The following is a 21,671-nucleotide window of genomic DNA, read 5'->3' as shown; positions in this document are numbered from 1 at the left end:
TTCTTCTTATGCTGTGATGTTCTTCAGCGCGTGGAGCGCCAGGATGTAGCTGTGAGGCCCGAAGCCGCAGATCACGCCCTTGCATGCCGGCGCGATCATCGACTTGTGGCGGAATTCTTCCCGTGCATGCACGTTGGATATGTGGAGTTCGATGACGGGAATGGAAATAGCGCGGATCGCATCATGCAGCGCGACCGACGTATGCGTATACGCGCCTGCATTGATGGCAACCCCGACGGCCTTTTCATCCGCTTCGTGGAACCAGTCCACCAGCGTGCCTTCGTGGTTGCTCTGCCGGAAATCGATGTCGAAACCGAGTTCGCGGCCTGCAGCCTTGCAGTCCGCCTCTATGTCCTTGAGCGTCTTGCCGCCGTAGATGCCAGGTTCTCGCTTGCCCAGCATATTGAGGTTGGGCCCGTTCAGGACAAAAATCGTTTGCGTCATCGAATGTTCCGTTTGGCGCACCGGCTGTTGATCCTCTCCGGATCAGACGACCGTTACGCGGTTCACTGTATTCATCGCGTCCTGTGGCAGCCTCTCGGCGGCAAAGGCACGGGAATGCGCGAGCGCCACCTATAGACTCCACGCGGGCTTATTGAAAGCCCTTACAGAATCGGCAGGGGACGCCGCGCCATGTTTGTCCACATGGCTGAAGCGCTTCGATTTAGGCGATTTGATGGGCGCGGGTTCAGCAGCTCGTCTTGCCGCAGGCCCGCATGTTCTTCACCTTGGCTTCGAGATCGTCGATGCCGACGGCGCCGGGCACCATTTCGTTGCCGATCACATAGGATGGTGTACCGCTGATACCGAGATTGGCGGCGAGCTGGTAGGTCGCCTGCATGATGTCATCGTTCGGGTTCTTTTTCATCTCCGCGCGGATCTTGTCTTCGCTGACGCCAAGAGAAGAGGCAACCTGGATCGCGGTGTCCTCCGAGGCGCGGCCATCGCTACCGAGCAGAGCCACGTGGAAATCGCTGTACTTTTCCGGCGCGAGTCGGCGGAAGGCATCAGCAACGCGATGTGCCGCGACCGAATCCGGTCCGAGGATCGGGAATTCCTTTAGTACGAAGCGGACGTTTTTATCCTTCTTCAGGAGCGCCTGCATGTCGGGCAGGGCATGGCGGCAGTAGGTGCAATTGTAATCGAAGAATTCGACGACGGTGACATCGCCCGTGGGGTTGCCGAGCGTCACGTCATTTTTGGAATCGAAGATGCCGTCGGTGTTGTTCTCGATCGCCATCGTGGCCTTCACCTGCTGGGCCATCTGCTGCTTCTTCTGTAGCGCATCCTGCACATCAAGCATGATTTCCGGATTTTCGATGAGGTACTGCTTGATGAATTCACCCAGTTCCTTCTTCTGCTGGTCGTCGAATGCAAATGCCTGAGCCGGAAGGGCGATGGAGGCTGCAAGCGCCAGCGCGGTGAGCGTTTTGGAGAAGAAGGCCATGGTATCCTCGTCGTCGACGGATGGGTTTTCAAACGAAAAGTACCATCGCCGGGTTAATGGGCTTGGATGCGTCCGCACCAAATTACGGCGCGTCGGGCCGCCATCAAACAGGAATTTTCCTCCGATCCAAGCCCTCTCGGGATTGTGATGAGCCGATTATTGCGGCAATTGTCTGGCCGTCATCTGAAGCCAGGCAGGAAGTGATCGTGTTTTCCATATCGAAACGCAGCGAAGTCGAACCGTTCCACGCTATGGATGTTCTGGCCGAAGCGACGAAGCGGCGGGCAGGCGGTCACCCCGTCATTTCCATGGCCGTCGGCCAGCCCTCGCATCCCGCACCCCAGGCAGCGCTTGAAGCCGCTCGTGCGGCGCTCGCAGAAGGGCGCATCGGTTATACGGATGCGCTCGGCACCGCGCGGCTGAAACATGCGCTCGCCTGGCACTATCGCAACCGCCACGGCCTTGAGATCGATCCCTCGCGCATCGCGATCACGACCGGTTCTTCGGCCGCCTTCAATCTCGCCTTCCTGACGCTCTTCGATGCCGGCGATGCAGTCGCAATCGCCCGGCCGGGCTATCCCGCCTATCGCAACATCCTCGGTGCTCTTGGCCTTGATGTGGTCGAAGTGCCTGTCACATCGGAAACGCATTTCACGCTGACGCCGGAGAGCCTCGAAGCGATCCAATCAGAGAAGGGCGTGAAGCTGAAGGGCGTGCTGCTTGCAAGCCCCGCAAACCCGACCGGCACCGTCACCGGCCGTGAAGGCCTGAAGGCGCTGGCCGCCTATTGTGACGTCAATGACATCGCCTTCATCTCCGACGAGATCTATCACGGCCTGACATTTGCCGGCGAGGAGGCGAGCGCGCTGGAGTTGACCGACGAAGCGATCGTCATCAATTCCTTCTCGAAATATTATTGCATGACAGGCTGGCGCATCGGCTGGATGGTGCTGCCCGAGCGGCTGGTGCGCCCCATCGAGTGCGTCGCCCAGAGCCTCTATATCTCGCCGCCGGAGCTTTCGCAGATCGCTGCCACCGCAGCGCTCGGCGCAAGTGAGGAGCTCGATCGCGTCAAGGCAAGTTATGCCGCCAACCGTGAACTGCTGCTCGACCGTCTGCCGAAGATCGGCCTTGCGCCGGCTTCGCCCATGGATGGCGCCTTTTACGCCTATGTGGACGTATCGCGCTTCACCAATGACAGCATGGATTTCGCGCGGCGCATGCTGGCGGAAATCAATGTCGCAGCGACGCCCGGCCTCGATTTCGATCCGGTGGAAGGACCACGCACCCTGCGCATCTCCTATGCCGGTTCCGAGGCCGAGATCGCCGAAGCGGTAGAGCGCATCGGCGCATGGCTGAAATAGGCAAGCCCTAGGTCCGATATTCCGGCGCCTGCCGGTCGAGAACACGCCTGACGCTTTCGAGATGCAGGCGCGCACTTTCCGGATCGCCTTCGCGCATCTGCTTTGCCGCCTGTTCGGCAATCTCTTCGGATATCGGCACCAGCCGGCGCCCCGTGCTCATCGCCTTGAGCTGAACCTCTGCAGCCCGTTCCAGATAGTAGAGGTCGTCCCAGGCTTCGGCGATATTGGGCGCGCAGACCATGACACCATGGTTCTTCATGAACAGGATGTCCTTGTCGCCGAGCACAGCGGCGATCCTGTCGCCCTCGCGCTCATCGAGTGCCAGTCCGTTGTAGTTCTCGTCGACGGCGACGCGGCCATAGAATTTCAGTGCGGTCTGTCCGGCCCAGATGAACGGATCGCCCTCGACCATGCTGAGCGCTGTCGCATTCGGCATGTGCGTATGGAAGGCCGCACCGACGCGCGGCGACATCTTGTGCAGGCGGGCATGGATGAAGAAGGCGGTAGCCTCCGGCATGCCGTCGCCGGCAACGACATTGCCTTCCAGATCGCAGATCAGCAGCGATGAGGCGGTCGCTTCCTGAAAGGCCCAGCCGAGCCTGTTGACGAGAAAGAGATCGGGATGGCCGGGCACGACTGCCGAGAAATGGTTGCAGATGCCTTCCTCAAGCCCGAGCCGCGCCGCCATTCGAAGGCACGCCGCCAGATCGACACGCGCCTGCCAGATCTCTTCGGTATCGAGCGGCAGGTTGCGCAATATCGCCGGCTGTCCCTTCGCCAGGTTCAGTTCATGAGCCATGTCTTGTCTCCAATCGCGCCAATTACATCCAGCCGTTTGCGGCAAAAAGACCGGGCACCTTGTCGAGCGTCGGCACGATCTCGTTGGGGCGATAGTCGCCAAGCAGTTTGCGTCCCGTGCCGCGATCGACCCAGATGGCACGAAAACCGAGTTCGCGCGCGGCGACAAGGTCGAGATGCGGGCTGGCGCAGATATGCACGAGATCTTCCATGCCGATGCCGAGCGTTTTCCAGGCATGCCGGAAAATCTGTGGCGACGGCTTGTAGGCTTCCGCCTGTTCCGCGGTAATCACCCGGTCGATGAAGCCGCCGAGTTGCGCGACGTTGCCGGCGATGATGGCGTCATCCGTATTGGAGATGATGGCAAGCTTGAAGCCTGCAGCCTTCAGCTTGTCGAGTGTTTCGACCACTTCCCGGAAGGGCGGCATCCGGCCGATCGAGGATGTCAGCAAATCGGCATCGGTGGCGTGGAATGGCAGGTCGAATTCCTGCATGGCCAGTTCCAATGCGAGGGYCGTGACTTGGCGGAAGGACCGGTGCGGCTTCTGCTGTTCCAACTCGTGCTCGCAGCGATCGTAGACAGCGATGAAGGCAGGCTGGTCAATATCGCGGCCCTTTGCAGACAGGATCGTGTCCATGGCGGCAAGCAGCCCTTCATCCCATTGGATCAGCGTGCCGTAGCAATCGAACGTCAGCCAGGTCGGCCGGTTTTCGGAAAGTGTCATCTCTCGTCTCCATGATTTGCCGCATGTTGACAAAGAACAGAGTCATTGAGAAATTAAATGTGATAATTACAGATAGTGGAAAATCGAATGATCTTCGCCTTCGACCTCGATCTTCTACGGACCTTCGCAGCGGTCGTCGATGCCGGCGGCTTCACGCGGGCGGCTGAGCGTGTTCACCTTACCCAGTCCACCGTCAGCCAGCAGATCAAGAAGCTCGAGGCCAACATCGGCCACACCCTGCTTCTGCGCGACAAGTCGACAGGTGGCATCCAGACGACGGAGGAGGGCGAAATTCTCTTGAGCTATGCCCGACGCTTGCTGACGACAGCCGAAGAGGCAATGGACGTCATGCGCCAGCCCGCTGCGCCCAAGACCATCAGGCTCGGCGTTCCCGAAGATTTCGCCGGCCGCAGGCTCATCGATCTTCTCTCCGGTTTTTCCGCTGCCTCACCGCATATAAGGCTCGACACCGTCAGCGGCTGGAGCGTCGAGCTTCGCCGCCTTCTCGATACGGGTGAAATCGATCTGGCACTGATCAAGCGGGAACCCGGCGATGGTGCCTGTCTGGCGAGCTGGAAGGAGGAACTGGTCTGGGTCGAGAGCACGCGCCGACTGGTTCGGGATGAGCCTGTTCCGCTTGCCGTTTTTCCGGTCGGCTGCATCTACAGAGAGAGGGCGATCCGCTTCATCGAGCGCAGCGGACGGCGCTGGCGCATCGCCTATACGAGCCAGGGTTTGATGGGAGTTCAGGCGGCTGTCGCCTCTGGCCTCGGCATCAGCCTGCTGCCGTCGGATGCCGTCTTGCCTGAACATCGTCAACTTGGAGCGGCAGACGGGTTCGATCCGCAGCCGGCATCCGAACTTGCGCTCGTCAGGGGAAAGCCGCGCCTCTCTGTGGAGAGCCGGTCGCTTGCCGATTTCCTCGCGGCCAATCTCTAGGTGCGTGAGGAGAAGAGCGAGGCGAGCGTCGAAGCCGGCTTGTTGTTCATCCGCGGCACGACGACGAGCTGCCTGATGTCTCCACGCTTGTAGGCAGCCAGGAAGCGCTTGTAATCCCTAAAGGAAACGCAACCGTTGGAATCGCCGTTCCTGCCGAGCATATAAGTATGCGCGAGCAAACCGACACGGTTGAAAATCGCGTCCGAACCCTGCACCGGCGTCAGACGAATGGCTTCCACCCCGTGGAACAGAGCTTCACGCATCGTCAGATTATAGGTGTGCGGCGGCGTTGGTCCGCGCATCTTCTGGCTCACAAAGCGCGGATTGTCGCGCATCTTGCCAAGGCCGGAATGGGCCTCCAGCCGTTCGCCGTTCGGCAGGTAAACTGTGCCATTCTCGATATCATAGATTGCGACGCCGGCGCGAAGCCGCGGTGTGAAGACCGGCTTGTCGTAGCGCGGCACCGCATCGTCGTCATCGTCCTCGATCGGCGAGTTCGGCTTTGCATAGGCAAGCACAGGCTCGGCAGCACGCTGCGAACCCTTTGAGGCAGGTGCCGGCTTGCCGACGAGACCGTCTGGCCGCGCCATCGGCAGCGGTACCGAATCCTCATCCGGGGCGAGAACCAGACCGAAAGGCGGTGCATCATCGTCTGCTTCGGCGACTTCCACCTCTGCCGGCTTACCTGCGGCGGGAGCAGCAGGGCTGCTTGCCAGCGGGGGCTCGACGGGAGCAGGCATGACGCGCGGGCCGGCTTCGGCCAGAGCGAGCATAGCCGGCATTTCGGCAGCAGCGACGGTCTCCTTCGATGGGATGATGATCCGGTCTGCATCATTCTCGACAGGCATGGCAGCAGCGGTTTGGACAGCGGGTGCCGCTACCGTGACAGCATCTTCCTTGCTGAAGCGCGCGTTGTCGGAGACCGCAACTGGCTGAGCTTCTGCGATAGCGACGGGTAGGCGAGTGGTCTTGGTGAGCGCCAGTTTTGCGCTCGATGCGGCGGATGTCTTCTCGGCGTGAGACTGGATCAACTGTGCCGTCAACGGCATCACCGGCTTGGCATCGAATGCTGCAAGCCGCGAAGCCTTGTTGACGTGGATAAGCCGCTCATGCGTGACGACAACTGCTGCTGTCCTCGGTGCCGCTGTGACCTGAGCGATCGCCTTCGGCGACGAGAAGGGCATCGATACGGATTGCATTGTTGCAACGGTGCCGACAAGCCACGTGGAGGTCAAAAGTCCGGCGATTGCGATGCCGGTGAGTAAACCGCGAGATCTGCCCGAACGAACAGCGGATCCGCCAAAAGGGGCGACGTCATTGAACGTCCCTACCGCAAACGCCATACTCTACTCGTCTTCTAAACGCGCTACGCAGGCCGGCAGCACTGACAACTGATCTATGCCGGAGCCGCTAACTACCCAAAAAGGCCGAATTTTGGCCTATCCGCGACATGCGACCGTTTCTTAAGGATGACGAACTATGGTTTCCAATTGGTTTACGGTCACGGCGATCTGCTTCGAATGTGACGAAAAGAGACGCAATAATTTAGAGAAGGCTATTTTTCAAAGGCTTGCGGTTGCTGGTATATCCCCGCCCGGCGAGAGGTAATTCGACGGCGGAAAATTTTTCCGCCGTCAGCTCCGCGCCATCACATAGCTGCCGGGTGCTTCCTCGATGGCGTTGAGTGCCGCGCCGCCCGGCTTGCGGGCCGCAACGCGATCGCCGGCTTGGGTCTCGATCCACGCATGCCAGTGCGGCCACCATGAGCCCGCCGTTTCCTTTGCCTTGGCAAGCCACGTATCGTAGTCGCCCTTGGCTGGGCCGCCAGTCCAGAACTGGTACTTGTGCTTGTCGGGCGGGTTGACGACGCCGGCAATATGGCCGGAGCCGGTAACGACGAACTGCACCTTGCCGCCGAAGAACTGGCTGCCGAGGAAAACGGATTTCGCCGGCGCGATGTGATCCTCGCGCGTTGCGAGGTTGTAGATCGGGATCTTGACGTCCTTCAGCGACACCGTCTTGCCGTCGAGGACCAGCTCATCCTTGGTCAGCGCATTCCCCAGGTAGCAGTAGCGCAGGTAGAAAGCATGATTGGCCGCTGCCATGCGGGTCGAATCGGCATTCCAGAACAAGAGGTCGAAGGGCAGGGGCTCCTGGCCCTTCAGGTAGTTGTTGACAAAATAGGGCCAGATGAGCTCGCTCGCCCTGAGCATGTTGAACGCCGTCGACATGCGCGAGCCGTCGAGATAGCCCAGCTCCTGCATATGTGCTTCCAGCGTCTGGAGCTGCTCCTCATCGACGAAGACCTTCAGGTCGCCTGCATGGGTGAAATCGACCTGCGTAGTGAAGAGTGTCGCGGTCTTGATGCGCTTGTTCTTCTCCTTGGCATGCAGGGCAAGGGTTGCGGCAAGCAGCGTGCCGCCGACGCAGTAGCCGATGGCGTTGACCTCTTTCTCGCCGGTCGCCTTCTCCACCGTCTCCAGCGCGAAATCGACGCCTTCCCTTGCGTAAGCGGTCCAGTCCTTCAGCGCATGACGACTATCAGGATTGACCCACGAGATGACGAAGACCGTATGTCCCTGATCCACGCACCATTTGATAAAGGATTTCTGCGGGTTGAGGTCGAGAATATAGAACTTGTTGATCCATGGCGGGCAGATCAGCAGCGGCCGCTTCAGCACCGTTTCCGTCGATGGCTCGTATTGGATGACCTGGCAGATCTCGTTCTGGGCGATCACCTTGCCCGGCGTCAGCGCCATGTCACGGCCGACGGCGAATTTGGTCATGTCGGTCTGGCGCAGACGCAATTCGCCGCGGCCGGCGATAATATCCTCGGTCAGCATCTTCATGCCGCGCACGAGGTTCTCGCCGCTGGTCGCAATCGTCTCCCGATAGACCTGCGGATTGGTGACCACGAAATTGGTGGGTGAGAGCGCTGCCGTGATCTGCTTCACATAGAAGCCGGCCTTGTGCTTGGTGTGCTCGTCGAGCCCTTCGGTTTCGGCAACCAGCTTTTCGGCCCAGTCGGCAGTCACGAAATAGACCTGCTTGAGAAATTCGAAAAAGGGATTCTTCTGCCAGTCCTCGTCGGCGAAGCGCTTGTCGACGCGTGCGACCGGCTCCACTGCTGGTGAGGCCCCTTGCATCTTCTGCATGGAGTTCATCCAAATGCCGAAGAACGAGGTCATGAGCTGTGTCTGTGCCTCGAAGGTACGGCGCGGATCGGCGATCCAGTATTCAGTGACCCTGGAGAGCGTCTTCACCATATCGGTGACAGGGTCGACGACCGTGTCGGAGATTTCGCCGCGCTCGCGCGGGCCGAGCCACGCCGAAGCGGCCTTGCCGAGATTTTCCAGCGCACGGGCGAAGTTCATCGCCATGGCCTCTGGATCCTTCAGGAGATAGGGATCGAGATCCTTGGCGTCGAAATCCACCTTGGCACCATTCTCCCGCTTGCTGTCGGTCACGCACTTCCTCCGGCGGCAGCATCTATTGTTCGTCCGTTGTACATCTGCGGCGATGAAGAAAACAAGTTCCGCGCGACCGCTCTCATGCTATTGCTTTGTCGCTGCGACGAATTTAACAGTCGAAGCAGGCAGGATTGGATCATCAGGCATGACGACGACAGGCATTGGGCATATCGCGACCTTCACCCGCACCGCAGCAATCTGCGCGGCGGCCGCGGCCATGGCCTTTGCGCTTGCCGGATGCAACAAGACCGCCGAGGAGAAGCAGGCCTTCGCCCAGCGCATGGCAGCGCCGACCGCAGTCGTGATGCCGGCTTCCAAGGGCGAAGCGGTCGAAGGCGGCCTTGCCAAGGAACCGGGCGACGGCTACCCGACATTTGGTGCGCCGCTGACGGCCGCCAATGTGCAGATGAGCGACGAACAGGCGGCCGAACTGCAGCATCAGTTGACCGCCCTTGGCGCCAAGCGCCAGTCGGGTGCGATCTCGGAAGCGGAGTATCAGCGCCGCGTAGCCGAGATGCGCCAACTGGCCGCCGACCATGGGGCCGCGACGCTCTCCGAAATCACCAAATAAGCCTTGCCTTTAAGGCGATTTGGACGCAAAGCCTTCCGAATAGATCGGAAGATGCAATTTTCCCGATAATGCGCTTCGTGCGCGGCCTCTCCGCCAAAGATTTGCCGCGCAACTTGAGTTCAAGAGGAATACGGCGCTGCGAGTCTGAAGCTCGTATCGCAGATGCCGGGAGACGGAACGAGCTTCGACAGCGGTCACGTTGGCCGCATTTCCATGGGGAAAGAGATGGAAGAGTTTCACAAAGTCCGGCGTTTGCCGCCCTACGTTTTCGAACAGGTCAACCGTTTGAAAGCGAGCGCGCGAGCGGGCGGGGCCGATATCATCGATCTCGGCATGGGAAACCCTGACCTTCCGACCCCTCAGGCGATCGTCGACAAGCTTTGCGAAGTCGTCCAGGACCCGCGCACCCACCGCTATTCGTCCTCCAAGGGCATTCCCGGTCTACGCCGCGCGCAGGCTGCCTATTATGCGCGCCGATTCGGTGTGAAGCTGAACCCGGATACGCAGGTGGTCGCCACCCTCGGCTCCAAGGAAGGCTTCGCCAATATGGCGCAGGCGATCACCGCGCCGGGCGACGTCATTCTCTGCCCGAACCCGACCTATCCGATCCATGCCTTCGGCTTCCTGATGGCCGGCGGCGTTATCCGCTCCATGTCGGTCGAGCCGGACGAAAGTTTCTTCCCGCCGCTCGAGCGCGCCGTGCGCCACTCGATCCCGAAACCGTTGGCGCTGATCCTGAACTATCCGTCGAACCCGACGGCCTTCGTTGCCAGCCTCGACTTCTATAAGGACGTCATCGCTTTCGCGAAGAAGCACGACATTATCGTGCTTTCGGACCTCGCTTATTCGGAAATCTATTTCGATGGCGAGCCGCCACCGTCGGTTCTGCAGGTCCCGGGCGCAATGGATGTGGCGGTCGAATTCACCTCCATGTCGAAGACCTTCTCCATGCCCGGCTGGCGTATGGGCTTTGCCGTCGGCAACGAACGGCTGATCGCGGCGCTGACGCGGGTGAAGTCCTACCTCGATTACGGCGCCTTCACGCCGATCCAGGTTGCGGCAACGCATGCGCTGAACGGCGACGGTTCCGACATTGCGGAAGTCCGCAACGTCTACAAGCGTCGCCGCGATGTCATGGTCGAAAGCTTCGGCAAGGCCGGTTTCGACGTTCCGCCGCCGGCCGCCACCATGTTTGCCTGGGCGAAAATCCCGGAAAAGTTCCGTCATCTCGGCTCGCTGGAATTCTCCAAGCTGCTGGTCGAGAAGGCCGACGTCGCCGTTGCCCCGGGCATAGGCTTCGGCGAGATGGGCGACGACTACGTGCGTCTGGCACTCGTCGAAAACGAGCACCGCATCCGCCAGGCCGCACGCAACATCAAGAAGTTCATGTCGACGGCCGACGAGACGATGCACAACGTCATCTCGCTCAACGCCCACCGTTAATTCCAACCTCGAAGACAGCCGCAGATTTGCGGCTGTCTCTCACTAGACATTTCAGGATCTATCCATGGCAGATGCCCTCAAAATCGGCATTGCGGGCTTGGGTACCGTTGGTGCCTCGCTTGTTCGCATCATCAAGCAGAAAAGCAACGAACTTGCAGTCACCTGCGGCCGCCCGATTACGATTACGGCAGTTTCGGCCCGTGACCGCACGAAGGATCGTGGTATCGATCTGACCGGCATCACCTGGTATGAGCGTCCCGAAGAACTGGCCGAAAAGGCCGATATCGACGTGTTCGTCGAGCTGATCGGCGGTGCCGAAGGGGCTGCAAATACGGCCGTTCGCGCCGCTCTTTCCCGTAGTCTCCATGTGGTGACTGCCAACAAGGCGCTGCTTGCCTATCACGGCGTCGAGCTTGCGACGATCGCGGAAGAGAAAGGCTCGCTCTTGAATTTCGAAGCGGCCGTTGCCGGTGGCATCCCTGTTATCAAGGCGCTGCGTGAATCGCTGACGGGCAACACGATCTCGCGCGTCTACGGCATCATGAACGGCACCTGCAATTACATCCTTACCAAGATGGAGAAGGAAGGCCTGTCCTTCGCCGATTGCCTGAAGGAAGCCCAGCGCCTCGGTTATGCCGAGGCTGACCCGGCCTTCGACATCGAAGGCAACGACACCGCCCACAAGCTTTCGATCCTGACGACGCTCGCCTTCGGCAACAGGATCGCCGCTGACGATATCTATCTCGAAGGCATCACCAATATCTCGATCGACGATATCCATGCCGCAGCCGATCTCGGCTACCGCATCAAACTGCTCGGCGTCGCCCAGCGCACGGATACCGGTATCGAACAGCGCGTGCATCCGACCATGGTGCCGGTCGATTCCGTCATCGCCCAGGTCGATGGTGTCACCAACGCGGTCGCAATCGAATCCGATATTCTCGGCGAATTGTTGATGGTCGGTCCTGGTGCCGGCGGCAGCGCCACGGCATCCTCGGTGCTTGGCGATATCGCCGACATCGCCAAGAGCCAGCCGGGTGCGCAGCGCGTTCCCGTTCTCGGCCACCCCGCCAAATCGCTGGAGCCTTACCGCAAGGCGCAGATTCAGAGCCATGAGGGCGGTTATTTCATCCGCCTGACCGTCCTCGATCGCACCGGCGTCTTTGCCAGCGTCGCCACGCGCATGGCGGAAAACCAGATTTCGCTGGAATCGATCGTCCAGCGTTCCAAGCAGCATCTGGCGCCTTCGCATCATCAGACGATCATCCTCGTCACCCATGCGACGATGGAGGATTCTGTGCGCAAGGCGGTCGCTGCAATCAAGGAAGAGGGCTACCTCGTTGGAGAGCCGCAGGTGATCCGCATCGAGCGTCCCAAGGAAGAATCCTGACACTTTGTCCCGGTTTGGACCACTTCAGCCCGTCCGGGATCGCCCGGACGGGTTTTCTGTTATTAATCAAAGCACTTCACGAAGATTTATATTAACAGATATGTAGATATAGATATAATCAACCTGGGAGTCGTTGGAGTCGTGGGTTGAGGAACATCGAGCATACGCATGATCATGTTCGGGCGGAGATCGAGAGTCCTCGGGCGGGCTTGCCTATATCTGATCCGACAGCGCATGGAGCAGCCCTTGAGTGCGAGGCGCCGCGAGGCCGGAATTGGGCCACGCTCCTAATCCTGCTTTCGATCGTCTTCGTGCAGGTCCTCGGCATCGGGTTGATCGCCTGGGCGCTTTTCTGGTAATCCACAGCCCTCAAATCACCGCTTTGCTATCTGTGCCGCATCTGTAAAAAGGGCAGATGATGAAAGCGGAGTTTGGCATGGCAGATCAGGTCGATCCGGTACCGCGCGCCTTCTTGGGCGTCGAAAAGTCCGTCCTCGACAATCGCTGGGTTTCGCGCCTCGATCAGGCGGGGCAGAATCGCGCGCTCGCCATGTCGCAGATGCATGGTCTGCCGGACCTGATCGCCCGCGTGCTTGCCGGGCGCGGCGTGACGGTGGATGAGGCGGTCGAATTCCTCGATCCGACGATCCGCAGCCTGATGCCCGATCCCCACAAGCTGACCGACTGCGAAAAGGCCGCAAAGCGCATTGCCGACGCGATCCGTGACGGCGAGCCCGTCGCGATCTTCGGTGATTACGACGTCGATGGTGCGGCCTCTTCCGCGCTCATGTATCGCTTCCTCACCCATTTCGGCGTCAAGGCGCATATCTACATCCCCGATCGCATCTTCGAAGGTTATGGCCCCAACCCGACTGCCATCAATCAGTTGATCGATAACGGCGCGAGCCTGATCGTGACCGTCGATTGCGGCTCCACCAGCCATGAGGCGTTGGCGGCCGCTGCTGACCGCAACATCGACGTCGTCGTCATCGATCACCACCAGGTGACACACGAGCTGCCGCCCTGCCATTCCCTTGTCAATCCAAACCGCGAGGACGATCTTTCGGGGCTTGGGCATCTGTGCGCCGCCGGTGTCGTGTTCATGGTGCTGGTCGCGACTTTGCGCCTGCTGCGTGAGGCAGGCGACAAGCGCATCCTCGCGATCGATCTGCTGCAGTGGCTGGATATCGTCGCGCTCGCGACCGTTTGTGACGTCGTCCCGCTCAAGGGGCTCAATCGTGCCTTTGTGGTGAAAGGATTGGTCGCCGCGCGCCACCAGAGCAATGCCGGTCTGGCGGCGCTGTTCCGCAAGGCGGGCCTGGCAGGGCCGGTGACGCCCTATCATTTCGGTTTTCTGATCGGCCCGCGAATCAATGCCGGCGGACGAATCGGCGATGCGGCACTCGGAAGCCGCTTGCTGACGCTCGATGACGCGATCCAGGCTGAAGCCATTGCCCAGCGCCTGGATGAGCTCAACCGCGAACGGCAGGCCATGGAGGCGATCATGCTGCAGGAGGCCGAGGCCGAAGCGCTTGCAGAGTATGGAGACGGCGAGGGGGCTTCCGTCATCGTCACGGCGCACGAGAAATGGCATCCCGGCATTGTCGGCCTGATTGCCGCGCGCCTGAAGGAGAAGTTCAAGCGTCCCGCTTTCGCCATCGCCTTCGATCCCTCCGGCAGGGGCACCGGGTCGGGTCGTTCGATTAACGGCTTCGACATGGGCAGGATGGTGCGTGCCGCGGTCGATGAGGGGCTGCTCGTCAAGGGCGGCGGTCACGCCATGGCGGCCGGTCTAACCGTTGAACGTGGCAAGCTCGGTCTGTTGCGCGGCTTCTTCACCGAGAAGGCGCAGAAAACGGTGGCGACCCTTGTCGCCAATGAAACGCTGAAGATCGATGGCGCGATCGCTGCAAGTGGCGCGACGATCGAGCTCATCGATCGCCTGGAAACGGCTGGGCCTTATGGCTCAGGGCATTCCCAGCCGCTCTTTGCCGTACCGGCGCATCGTGTTCGTGATTCCCGTCTCGTCGGCGAGCGGCATGTGAAGGTGACACTGGAAGCGATGGATGGCACGCGCCTCGACGGCATCGCCTTCAGGGCTGCCGAGACCCCGCTCGGCAACCTTCTTCTCAATTCCCGCGGCGCCAACCTGCATGTCGCAGGCTCACTCGGCGCTGAGCATTATCAGGGTTCGCGCCGCATCCAGTTGCGCATCATCGACGGCGCGCCGGCCAAGTGACTGGCGGAAAATCCTTGGCCGGAACAGAGATCAGGCCGGTTGCGGCTGGGAAAGTGGCGCTTTTCTGCGAAGACGGGTAACGATCACCGCAAGTAATACGCCGCCCGCGATGATGCCGACTGACAGCAGCGGCCTGTAGGCGAACCAGCCTATGGCGATAACGACAGGACCGACCAGTAGCGTCAGCACGAAGGCGACGATGCTGGTGCCGAAACCGATGATCGAGCCGATAAACGGGATCAGGTCTCCGAGAATGGGCAGCAGCCCAAACATTAGCTTGAAGCTGACGAACAAGCCGATCAGGCCGCCGGCGCGGACAAGCCAGGTGATGATGGTGTTTTCGTTCTCCGCCGATTTGAACATCTGGCTGGCATCCACATCGCCATCGGCTGTGAGGAAGATATTGCGATGGTTCGTCGTCTCATAGGAACTGAGCGCGCCTTGGCTCTGCTTGCCGACGATGCTTGCCGATTCCACATCGATCCGCTGGTAAGCGATCTTGAGATCACCGACATCAGGCAGGTTCTCGTTCTGACCGATATAGGTGCCTTCGACACTTCGCCTTGCCGGTCGGCCGGCGCCAATCTGGGCAGCGATGCGCTCGACGTCGCCGTCGGTGAGCGCCAGCCGCGAATAGTCGCCGATCCCGGCAATATCCTTGCCCGGCACCGAGAAGGCGCCGACATGCGCTGTCTTTGCCGTGAAAGTTGCGCCGTCAGGCATGCTGGTTGGATTCTGATGGTCATCAGGCTGCTTGAAGCGGCTCGAATCGACGACGTCCGAGCGCCACTCTCTGTTGTAGGAATAGCTCGTCGTCGTTTCCTCGCCGCCACCCAGCGTCTTCTTAGTCTGGCTCTCGCTCTTTTCCACCCACTGATACATCTCGACCCTGCGGGAAAGGCCGACGGCGCCGTCGGCGATGACACCGAATTGGCTGTCTCGGGGAACCTGATCGGATTTCACCGTTCCGCTGATGTGGACTAGCTTGCCTTCATTTGCCGGATCGACCGTAGCGCCATCGACTGAAACGACCTGGGACGCGCCTTCCGAGAGGGCGCGATAAGTCTGGATTGCGCGTCCTTCGTTCCAGACCAGCAGCCAGATGCATCCTATGAGCAAAACGAGGCCAATCAGTGCGCCGATCAGTGCGTTTTTGATGCGTTCAAACCATGAAGTATAGGTCGTTTCCGTGTGGCTCATTTTTCGAAAATCACCTGCCGCGAGGGAGTATATTGGAGTGCCGGATCTGTGATACTGTCCGGAATAATCTTAGTCTTCGCTCGCTAATTCCCGGTAAATTCCGAAAACAAATTCTGGGCAGATTATACTGTTGAAAATGATGGTCTTTCCGAGACGTTGCTACCGAGATTGAGGGGCGTGTTTTGGCGCCGCGCAGCTTGCCGGAATTCGACGTCCAGTCCGCGCCGAGTGACATCAATTGGCATGTTGCGCATAATCAGCGTCGCGAAGACAACTCTGTGAAAAGCAAGGGAAGTCATGAAGGGAGTGGCACGCCCTAGGGGAGTCGAACCCCTCTTTACAGAATGAAAATCTGTCGTCCTAACCGATAGACGAAGGGCGCGTGCGCTGTGGTGGCGCCCTTATAGTCAGCACTTTTCTGCGCCGCAAGCCGCAAAATGAGAAATTTTTGCCGGATTATCCAGTTTTTTGCTTGGCTTGTGGAAAAGGGGAGGTGGAGGGGAAGCCAACCTTGTCGCTGCATGGATTGTTAGCACCTCGCAGGGCGAGGACGAGCTTTGAAAATCCTAAAGAGCCTTCTGGCGCCTAAGCCTTGGAGCATTGCAAGTCATGGAATTCTCGTTGGTCCCTGGCTTTCAGCTTCAGCCAAAATCTGCGGAGTAGCCCGCAAATCGATAGTATTGGGCTTCTGCCCTGGCTGCCAGGAAAAACAGATAGCGATCGGGCGCCGGTAGTGCTTGCTGAGGGCTTCGGCCGCTTCCTTCTCGAAGCACGTCCGTTCTTTCGAGTTGTCGGTAACGTTCCGCTTTTCGTAGATCACAGTATTCCTCCCCCAGGTTGCGATCTAATTCTGGATCATGCACAGAAAAACGCCTGTCCGGAACGGACTAAAGTCCCAAGGTCAGGAGGACGCGCCGGGAAGGCGAAGACGGCGCCGCGCCGTGTATAGCGCGATGTGATCATTGAATTACGCGAAAATCAGTAGCGCCTGAAGCAGGAGCTATGCGGTCTACGGGCGGAATGGTCGAGATATCCGCAAATGAAATCTTGGTACGCCCTAGGGGAGTCGAACCCCTCTTTACAGAATGAGAATCTGTCGTCCTAACCGATAGACGAAGGGCGCAGGCTTTCAGCTCAAATAGGAAGGCGCAATGCGTTCCGCAAGCGGCAGAGACTTATCGGGGGATTACTGGTGGTATTCACAGGCGAATAACGGTTTTGGCTCTGGTTTTCTCAAGATCCACGGGCGGCGGCTGTGCCTGGAGTTGGTACTGGTATGCTCGTTCGCTTCTTTTCTACCTGAGCAATGGCTTCGACTTCAGAAGGATTTCGGGCCTAAAATCTATTGGTCCGTGTTCCAAGACGACGACCAGGACTTGGCAACGCCAAGAAATAAATTCGTGATTGCATTGTCGGTTCTGGTCGTGGTGACCTCGGTACTTTCGATCAGTGTTGTTTAGCGCTGATGAGTATTCTGGAGCCCTATCGTGTCGAGCAAGGAAGCTCTAGTTTCCCCTAGAGACACAGCTTTACATACCCATCGCCCCGCCGATCGTCGGGCGGCTTCTGGCTTGGCAGGAACTTGACGGTGTCTGACCTGCCACTGAGAATTTCCTCCAGAATGGATTAGAGTCTGGCCTATTGAGGACGGACTTATGAAGAAGCAGCGATTTACGGAAGAGCAGATCATTGCGGTGTTGAAGGAGCAGGAGGCCGGAGCGAAAGCGGCTGATCTTTGCCGTAGGCACGGGATTTCTGAAGCGACCTTTTACAACTGGAAGGCCAAATACGGCGGCATGGAGGTGTCTGAGGCCAAGCGTCTGAAGGCGCTGGAGGACGAGAATGCCAAGCTGAAGAAGCTTCTCGCCGAACAGATGCTGGATACAGCGGCACTCCGCGAGCTTCTTTCAAAAAAATGGTAGGGCCTGCCGCCGAGCGTGACGCTGTCGCGCACCTGAAGGCCATCATGGGCCTTTCGGAACGGCGGGCCTGCCAGATCATATCCGCAGACCGAAAGACGATCCGTTACCGATCTTCTCGACCGCCGGAGGTCGAGTTGCGAGCGAAGCTGCGCGATCTGGCTAATGAGCGCCGCCGGTTTGGCTATCGTCGATTGTTCATCTTGCTTCGGCGGGATGGAGAGGTGTCCGGGGTCAATCGCATCTACCGGCTCTACCGCGAGGAAGGTCTTTCCGTGCGCAAGCGCAAAGCCAGGCGTCGTGCTGTTGGCACGCGTGCGCCGATCCTCGTTGAAGCAAAGGCCAATGCCCGCTGGTCGCTGGATTTCGTCCACGATCAGTTCGCGTGCGGCAGGCGTTTCCGCATCCTCAATGTGGTCGACGACGTTACGCGCGAATGCCTGGCGGCGATCCCGGATACATCGATATCGGGTCGCCGTGTTGCACGCGAGTTGACGACGCTTATCGAGCGACGGGGTAAGCCCGGCATGATTGTCTCCGACAACGGGACCGAACTGACCTCGAATGCCATCCTTGCATGGTCGAAGGATCACAAGGTCGAGTGGCACTACATCGCGCCGGGAAGACCAATGCAAAACGGCTATATCGAAAGCTTCAACGGCCGCATGCGTGACGAGCTGCTCAACGAGAGCCTGCTCTTTGGTCTCGACCATGCCCGCAGCGCCATTGCGGAATGGGCCGACGATTACAACAATTTCCGGCCGCACTCATCGCTCGGATACCAGACCCCGGCGGATTATGCCGGGCTCATCGCCGCAACCGGCTCCAACGCTACGCAGTGTGGAAGCTTCACGTTTCCGCCGGTTGCTCCCACCCCGCCATTTGGCGTATCAAAAACCGCCGAGGCTCTAATCGCAGCCGGATGAAACTTCAGTGGCAGGTCATGTCATATGGTCCCTGTCAGACGCGGGTAGGGGAAATGAGCGCGCATCAATGTATGAAGCACTATGGATAGTTTCTATTGCTGTCTTCCCTCTGATCCCCTTCGGCCTTCGGGTCCGTGAGATCTACCTTTCGAATAGGTGGCGGCTCGCAACCGCGAAGATCACAGCTTGCTATACAGCCACGATTGTTGATGTCGATAGCTTGTTCGTTGATGTCGAGTTTGCTCTCGACGACGTTTCCTATCGCAAGACCGAGATAAACACTCGTCAGATGCGCCGGGCTGGGTTTGAGCCAAGGTCTCTTGTTACAGTATTCGTTAATCCAGACGACCCTGGTCAAGTCATCCTAGACAAGCGCGACGCCAACTTCATAGATGGATGGGCGAGGTCGTTTGTCACGCGCTTTTTGCCGACATCGTCTGGACGCGGCTGACCCACCGCCCACACTTCATCGGGTAGGGGAGCACCGGTCGTAGGTTGATTGTAATATAGGTCTGTTAAACAGCAAATAGACTACAACAGCATAAAAGTAAGGGTCGCTTGAGGGAAGCGGTTAGACGTTGAAGTGTGCTTCTTTTTGATTGTGTAGCTACTGTTCGTGCCAGGCCTCATTGTCTATTTTTCAATCTACCTTCTTCCCCGATTTTTGGACCGCATAAATGATCCGGCGACTGACCAGATGCTATTTTTCTGACCGATCGTCGTAAGCTTCGTTTTGACCATACTTCTCGCGGTGGAGCCGATAGGCCAGTTTAGAGACAAGGCTGGATTCTTTCGCGCGTGGCACAAAGTCACGATGTCATATCGTAGATAACAGCAGCGAGCACCGACAAGTGGCGACTGCCCCCATCCCCGTCATCGGCTGGAGTAGCGTTTACTCAATGAAGTCTCCGTTTAAGGCGATTCAGAAGGTGCATCGAGGGCAGGCGCTGCGTCCACGTGCCGGCCTGTTTTTGGAGCGTGAATTTCAGGCCACTGGATAGGTTCGCCTATGTCGGCGGTCAATGCTAACATGAAGCCGACAATGCATGCACCTGCGATGGCGATGGCAGAGACGCGGAGCACAGTCACGGAATAAAGACCACCCATGTTTCCTCATCCGCTTTGCAGTATTATCCGCTGGCAGTCCCAAGCGAAAAGTCACTTCCCCTTCCGCATTCCGGCCGTGCCGTGGCTAGTTTCATCAGGTTGGATTCGGTTCCCGTCGATGGCGACGAAGTCCGGACTGTTTCCCTTCACTTAGGTCACGCCGTTTTGTATTGGTGTTATTCTTCGTCTCCGCACGCTTTACTGCGTGAGAAGGCTTGAGACCCGTTACCGATGAGAAGGAAGGCAAGGGCGAACATGCCGTTGCTGGGATGGAAGATACTGCCCCAACTCATCATCAGCCACACCATTACGGACAGGACTGCGACAGCCCAAATGTCGTTGTCCTTAGCGTGGCGATAGCACCGCTCGATCAGGAAGATGATAATCCCGAAAGCGGGGATGCCGTATGTCGCCACCATTCGGGTGAGGAACGAAACGGAGTCCGATCGCATCTGCCCAGCGTTGATGATGTTCTTGAGCGCGCTAGTCGCTAATTCGCTGCCTTGACCCATCAGATAGGGGCTGTTCCAGAATAACTTCATATGCTCACCCCAGAGCCACGGTCGGTACATTTGGCGATAGATGTCTGCAACGGACATTCCTGTATGTCCCCGCAGGAACATGCGAGACACGATACCCCAGTCCTGCAGCGAGTAGAGCAGGAAGGGAGAGAACGCGACGAGCAGCGTCAAACCGACTGTCATAAATAGGGCCGCCGCGACGCGCAGACCCGGCCTTTTTGGCAACAACGCCATGATGCCGAGTGTTGCCCCGAAGAGCGCCGTGCTGATAAATACCGCTCTGACAAAGGAGAGCAGAGAAAAATAGATCGTAGCAACGGCGGTCGCGGCCTCCAACGGTTTTGGCTTGAAGTGACGGACAAGAATGAGCAGCACCATAAGCGAGAATATTCCGGAAGTGGCGATGTTCGGCGTCGCGGAAACGCGCCAGGGCTGGAAGGCTGTCGCCGTCTGACCCGGCAATATGCCCCAAGCGTTGATGTTCAATCCGTCGCGGTCTTGCTCGGGTAAGGCGAGTTCTACGTCACCCTCAGGGCTATCCGCAGCCACCGGCTGCTCAAGACGCTGCGCAAGCCACGGATGCTGCTCATAGCCTTCCTGCGTTAGGAATGCCGAAATCCCCACGGCGTAAAAGACCAACGCCAGCGCGCAGAGTGTTCTTGCGCTTATGCGAGCTTCAGGACGACAGGCCCATCCGGCGACCCACACGATGAGGAATAGTGGAGGAATTGCTGAGAAATCTCGTTGTGTAATGAACCAAATGCCGCTCAGGATGCCAAAGGCAGCAATGGGTCGCGCTGTGCCCAGGAGGAGGTTCTCCAATGTCTGTCGCAGGCGGAGCAGAGGCATGACTAGTCCGGGGCCAACCAGAAGCCAGTAAGCGACATCACCTCGAGATATGATCCGTTCCTGGCCAATAAAGAGTGCCATGCCGAGGGAGATGGCAAGATAAACGATGATGTCTCCACCTCGTCGATACCAGTCCCAGATGGCGGCGGAGGGATAGGAGATGGAAATGGTCTGATCGGTCACGATGCCTCCCTACGGTGCCATGATGGGGCCTCGCCGCGCTAATCAATACTGAGACAAGCCCCCGCGTGGTCCGCCGACACGAATCATACCGAGGAAGTTAAGCATGTTAGAATATTAGAGTCTCTTAAAATAATGTGACATCCAAAGACCGTCAATGTGCCGAAATTTGGGCTTTGGCCTCTATGATCTCGATGAATTCCGCGCCGGTCATCGTCTGTATCTCGGCTAGCCGTGCTCGCTGATGAACGTGACGAGCAAAAGCCCGTATTCGATCTGCACTGCCATATGGAATGCCTTCATGGCCGTCCCCCTGTTTAAGATGAGTGCAGCATGGCGTTGGTGTGCGGCCGAACCCTCGGATCTCAGGGACAAAAAGAAGCCCGCGGAAGCGGGCAGTACGGGAAGTGGAAAGGCGGGACCGCGCAGCTGAACTGCCCCCATTTTCGACCGGACACTCAGCATAAGCAGGAAGGCTCAAGCACAGGCTTGAGGATAAGCTTATGTCTAACGAGTTTCGACAGGTTGACTTGATGATCGGTGACGTCCGGCGGCGACGCTGGACAACGGAACGCAAAGCAAA

The 21,671-nt window shown here is 58.8% G+C and carries 17 protein-coding genes and 2 tRNA genes; 8 read left to right on the top strand and 11 right to left on the bottom strand.

Annotation, left to right across the window (positions count from 1 at the left end):
• Positions 1 to 6: 6 nt before the first annotated feature.
• Both aroQ and AC1DUP_RS25790 read right to left on the bottom strand, forming a co-directional pair.
• Positions 7 to 444: a type II 3-dehydroquinate dehydratase gene (gene aroQ, locus AC1DUP_RS25795; RefSeq protein WP_007825196.1), complete on the bottom strand. Its 438-nt coding sequence runs from the start codon at positions 442 to 444 to the stop codon at positions 7 to 9.
• 244 nt (positions 445 to 688) lie between these two features.
• Entirely contained in the window at positions 689 to 1,447 is a 759-nt protein-coding gene (locus AC1DUP_RS25790; protein WP_113295674.1) for a DsbA family protein, read from the bottom strand.
• A gap of 206 nt (positions 1,448 to 1,653) precedes the next feature.
• On the opposite strand from AC1DUP_RS25790, the gene AC1DUP_RS25785 reads away from it, so the two are divergent.
• Positions 1,654 to 2,811, top strand: coding sequence for a pyridoxal phosphate-dependent aminotransferase (locus AC1DUP_RS25785; RefSeq protein WP_477835435.1), 1,158 nt, complete (start codon positions 1,654 to 1,656; stop codon positions 2,809 to 2,811).
• A gap of 7 nt (positions 2,812 to 2,818) precedes the next feature.
• Here the strand turns inward: AC1DUP_RS25785 and AC1DUP_RS25780 are convergent, their stop codons facing one another.
• Both AC1DUP_RS25780 and AC1DUP_RS25775 read right to left on the bottom strand, forming a co-directional pair.
• Positions 2,819 to 3,610 carry an aldolase gene (locus AC1DUP_RS25780; protein WP_113295672.1) on the bottom strand — a complete coding sequence of 264 codons (792 nt, stop codon included), beginning with the start codon at positions 3,608 to 3,610 and terminating at the stop codon, positions 2,819 to 2,821.
• Between the two features lie 22 nt (positions 3,611 to 3,632).
• Positions 3,633 to 4,334 (bottom strand): haloacid dehalogenase type II, encoded by a 702-nt coding sequence (locus tag AC1DUP_RS25775; RefSeq protein ID WP_477835432.1) that lies wholly within the window; start codon positions 4,332 to 4,334, stop codon positions 3,633 to 3,635.
• An 87-nt stretch (positions 4,335 to 4,421) separates the two neighbouring features.
• On the opposite strand from AC1DUP_RS25775, the gene AC1DUP_RS25770 reads away from it, so the two are divergent.
• Entirely contained in the window at positions 4,422 to 5,273 is an 852-nt protein-coding gene (locus AC1DUP_RS25770) for a LysR substrate-binding domain-containing protein (RefSeq protein ID WP_477835430.1), read from the top strand.
• Here AC1DUP_RS25770 and AC1DUP_RS25765 read toward each other — a convergent pair.
• Entirely contained in the window at positions 5,270 to 6,616 is a 1,347-nt protein-coding gene (locus tag AC1DUP_RS25765; RefSeq protein ID WP_477835428.1) for a DUF2778 domain-containing protein, read from the bottom strand. The two genes, AC1DUP_RS25770 and AC1DUP_RS25765, sit on opposite strands and share 4 nt — an antisense overlap.
• A 291-nt stretch (positions 6,617 to 6,907) precedes the next feature.
• Positions 6,908 to 8,740 carry a class I poly(R)-hydroxyalkanoic acid synthase gene (gene phaC / locus AC1DUP_RS25760; RefSeq protein WP_477835426.1) on the bottom strand — a complete coding sequence of 611 codons (1,833 nt, stop codon included), beginning with the start codon at positions 8,738 to 8,740 and terminating at the stop codon, positions 6,908 to 6,910.
• Positions 8,741 to 8,888: 148 nt separating this feature from the next.
• Between phaC and AC1DUP_RS25755 the strand changes: the two genes are divergently transcribed.
• The 4 genes from AC1DUP_RS25755 (at position 8,889) to recJ (ending at position 14,386) form a co-directional block, all read left to right on the top strand.
• Positions 8,889 to 9,314, top strand: a complete 426-nt coding sequence (locus AC1DUP_RS25755; protein ID WP_113295666.1) for a hypothetical protein — start codon at positions 8,889 to 8,891, stop codon at positions 9,312 to 9,314.
• A gap of 225 nt (positions 9,315 to 9,539) precedes the next feature.
• On the top strand, positions 9,540 to 10,757 hold the full coding sequence (locus AC1DUP_RS25750; RefSeq protein WP_113295665.1) for an LL-diaminopimelate aminotransferase: 1,218 nt from the start codon (positions 9,540 to 9,542) through the stop codon (positions 10,755 to 10,757).
• 64 nt (positions 10,758 to 10,821) lie between these two features.
• Positions 10,822 to 12,147 (top strand): homoserine dehydrogenase, encoded by a 1,326-nt coding sequence (locus tag AC1DUP_RS25745; RefSeq protein ID WP_477835423.1) that lies wholly within the window; start codon positions 10,822 to 10,824, stop codon positions 12,145 to 12,147.
• Between the two features lie 436 nt (positions 12,148 to 12,583).
• Positions 12,584 to 14,386, top strand: coding sequence for a single-stranded-DNA-specific exonuclease RecJ (recJ, locus tag AC1DUP_RS25740; protein ID WP_477835421.1), 1,803 nt, complete (start codon positions 12,584 to 12,586; stop codon positions 14,384 to 14,386).
• Positions 14,387 to 14,416: 30 nt separating this feature from the next.
• Here recJ and AC1DUP_RS25735 read toward each other — a convergent pair whose 3' ends face one another.
• From AC1DUP_RS25735 to AC1DUP_RS25720, 4 genes are all read right to left on the bottom strand, one after another.
• Positions 14,417 to 15,586, bottom strand: coding sequence for a TMEM43 family protein (locus tag AC1DUP_RS25735; protein WP_477835419.1), 1,170 nt, complete (start codon positions 15,584 to 15,586; stop codon positions 14,417 to 14,419).
• A 307-nt stretch (positions 15,587 to 15,893) separates the two neighbouring features.
• Positions 15,894 to 15,968, bottom strand: a tRNA-Glu gene (locus AC1DUP_RS25730).
• Between the two features lie 225 nt (positions 15,969 to 16,193).
• The gene (locus AC1DUP_RS25725; RefSeq protein WP_477835417.1) at positions 16,194 to 16,406 is read right to left on the bottom strand and encodes a hypothetical protein; all 213 of its coding nucleotides are present in this window, start codon (positions 16,404 to 16,406) and stop codon (positions 16,194 to 16,196) included.
• A gap of 228 nt (positions 16,407 to 16,634) precedes the next feature.
• Positions 16,635 to 16,709: transfer RNA gene (locus tag AC1DUP_RS25720), tRNA-Glu, on the bottom strand.
• Between the two features lie 28 nt (positions 16,710 to 16,737).
• Here AC1DUP_RS25720 and AC1DUP_RS25715 point away from each other — a divergent pair.
• Positions 16,738 to 17,046 carry a hypothetical protein gene (locus tag AC1DUP_RS25715; RefSeq protein ID WP_477835416.1) on the top strand — a complete coding sequence of 103 codons (309 nt, stop codon included), beginning with the start codon at positions 16,738 to 16,740 and terminating at the stop codon, positions 17,044 to 17,046.
• A gap of 195 nt (positions 17,047 to 17,241) precedes the next feature.
• A protein-coding gene (locus AC1DUP_RS25710) for an IS3 family transposase (RefSeq protein WP_477835414.1) occupies positions 17,242 to 18,431 on the top strand; the annotation gives its coding sequence in 2 pieces (ribosomal slippage) (positions 17,242 to 17,494 and positions 17,494 to 18,431; 1,191 coding nt in all).
• Between the two features lie 1,283 nt (positions 18,432 to 19,714).
• Here the strand turns inward: AC1DUP_RS25710 and AC1DUP_RS25705 are convergent.
• Positions 19,715 to 21,091: a hypothetical protein gene (locus AC1DUP_RS25705; protein ID WP_477835412.1), complete on the bottom strand. Its 1,377-nt coding sequence runs from the start codon at positions 21,089 to 21,091 to the stop codon at positions 19,715 to 19,717.
• Positions 21,092 to 21,671 lie beyond the last annotated feature (580 nt).

Source organism: Rhizobium sp. 01L419, from assembly GCF_056400025.1.
This window is presented reverse-complemented; position numbering and strand designations above follow the sequence as displayed.

Coding starts and splice junctions, on each gene's coding strand:
- aroQ (WP_007825196.1), bottom strand. CDS start 444: ATGACGCAAACGATTTTTGTCCTGAACGGGCCCAACCTCAATATGCTG.
- AC1DUP_RS25790 (WP_113295674.1), bottom strand. CDS start 1,447: ATGGCCTTCTTCTCCAAAACGCTCACCGCGCTGGCGCTTGCAGCCTCC.
- AC1DUP_RS25780 (WP_113295672.1), bottom strand. CDS start 3,610: ATGGCTCATGAACTGAACCTGGCGAAGGGACAGCCGGCGATATTGCGC.
- AC1DUP_RS25770 (WP_477835430.1), top strand. CDS start 4,422: ATGATCTTCGCCTTCGACCTCGATCTTCTACGGACCTTCGCAGCGGTC.
- AC1DUP_RS25765 (WP_477835428.1), bottom strand. CDS start 6,616: ATGGCGTTTGCGGTAGGGACGTTCAATGACGTCGCCCCTTTTGGCGGA.
- AC1DUP_RS25755 (WP_113295666.1), top strand. CDS start 8,889: ATGACGACGACAGGCATTGGGCATATCGCGACCTTCACCCGCACCGCA.
- AC1DUP_RS25750 (WP_113295665.1), top strand. CDS start 9,540: ATGGAAGAGTTTCACAAAGTCCGGCGTTTGCCGCCCTACGTTTTCGAA.
- AC1DUP_RS25745 (WP_477835423.1), top strand. CDS start 10,822: ATGGCAGATGCCCTCAAAATCGGCATTGCGGGCTTGGGTACCGTTGGT.
- recJ (WP_477835421.1), top strand. CDS start 12,584: ATGGCAGATCAGGTCGATCCGGTACCGCGCGCCTTCTTGGGCGTCGAA.
- AC1DUP_RS25735 (WP_477835419.1), bottom strand. CDS start 15,586: ATGAGCCACACGGAAACGACCTATACTTCATGGTTTGAACGCATCAAA.
- AC1DUP_RS25715 (WP_477835416.1), top strand. CDS start 16,738: ATGCGTTCCGCAAGCGGCAGAGACTTATCGGGGGATTACTGGTGGTAT.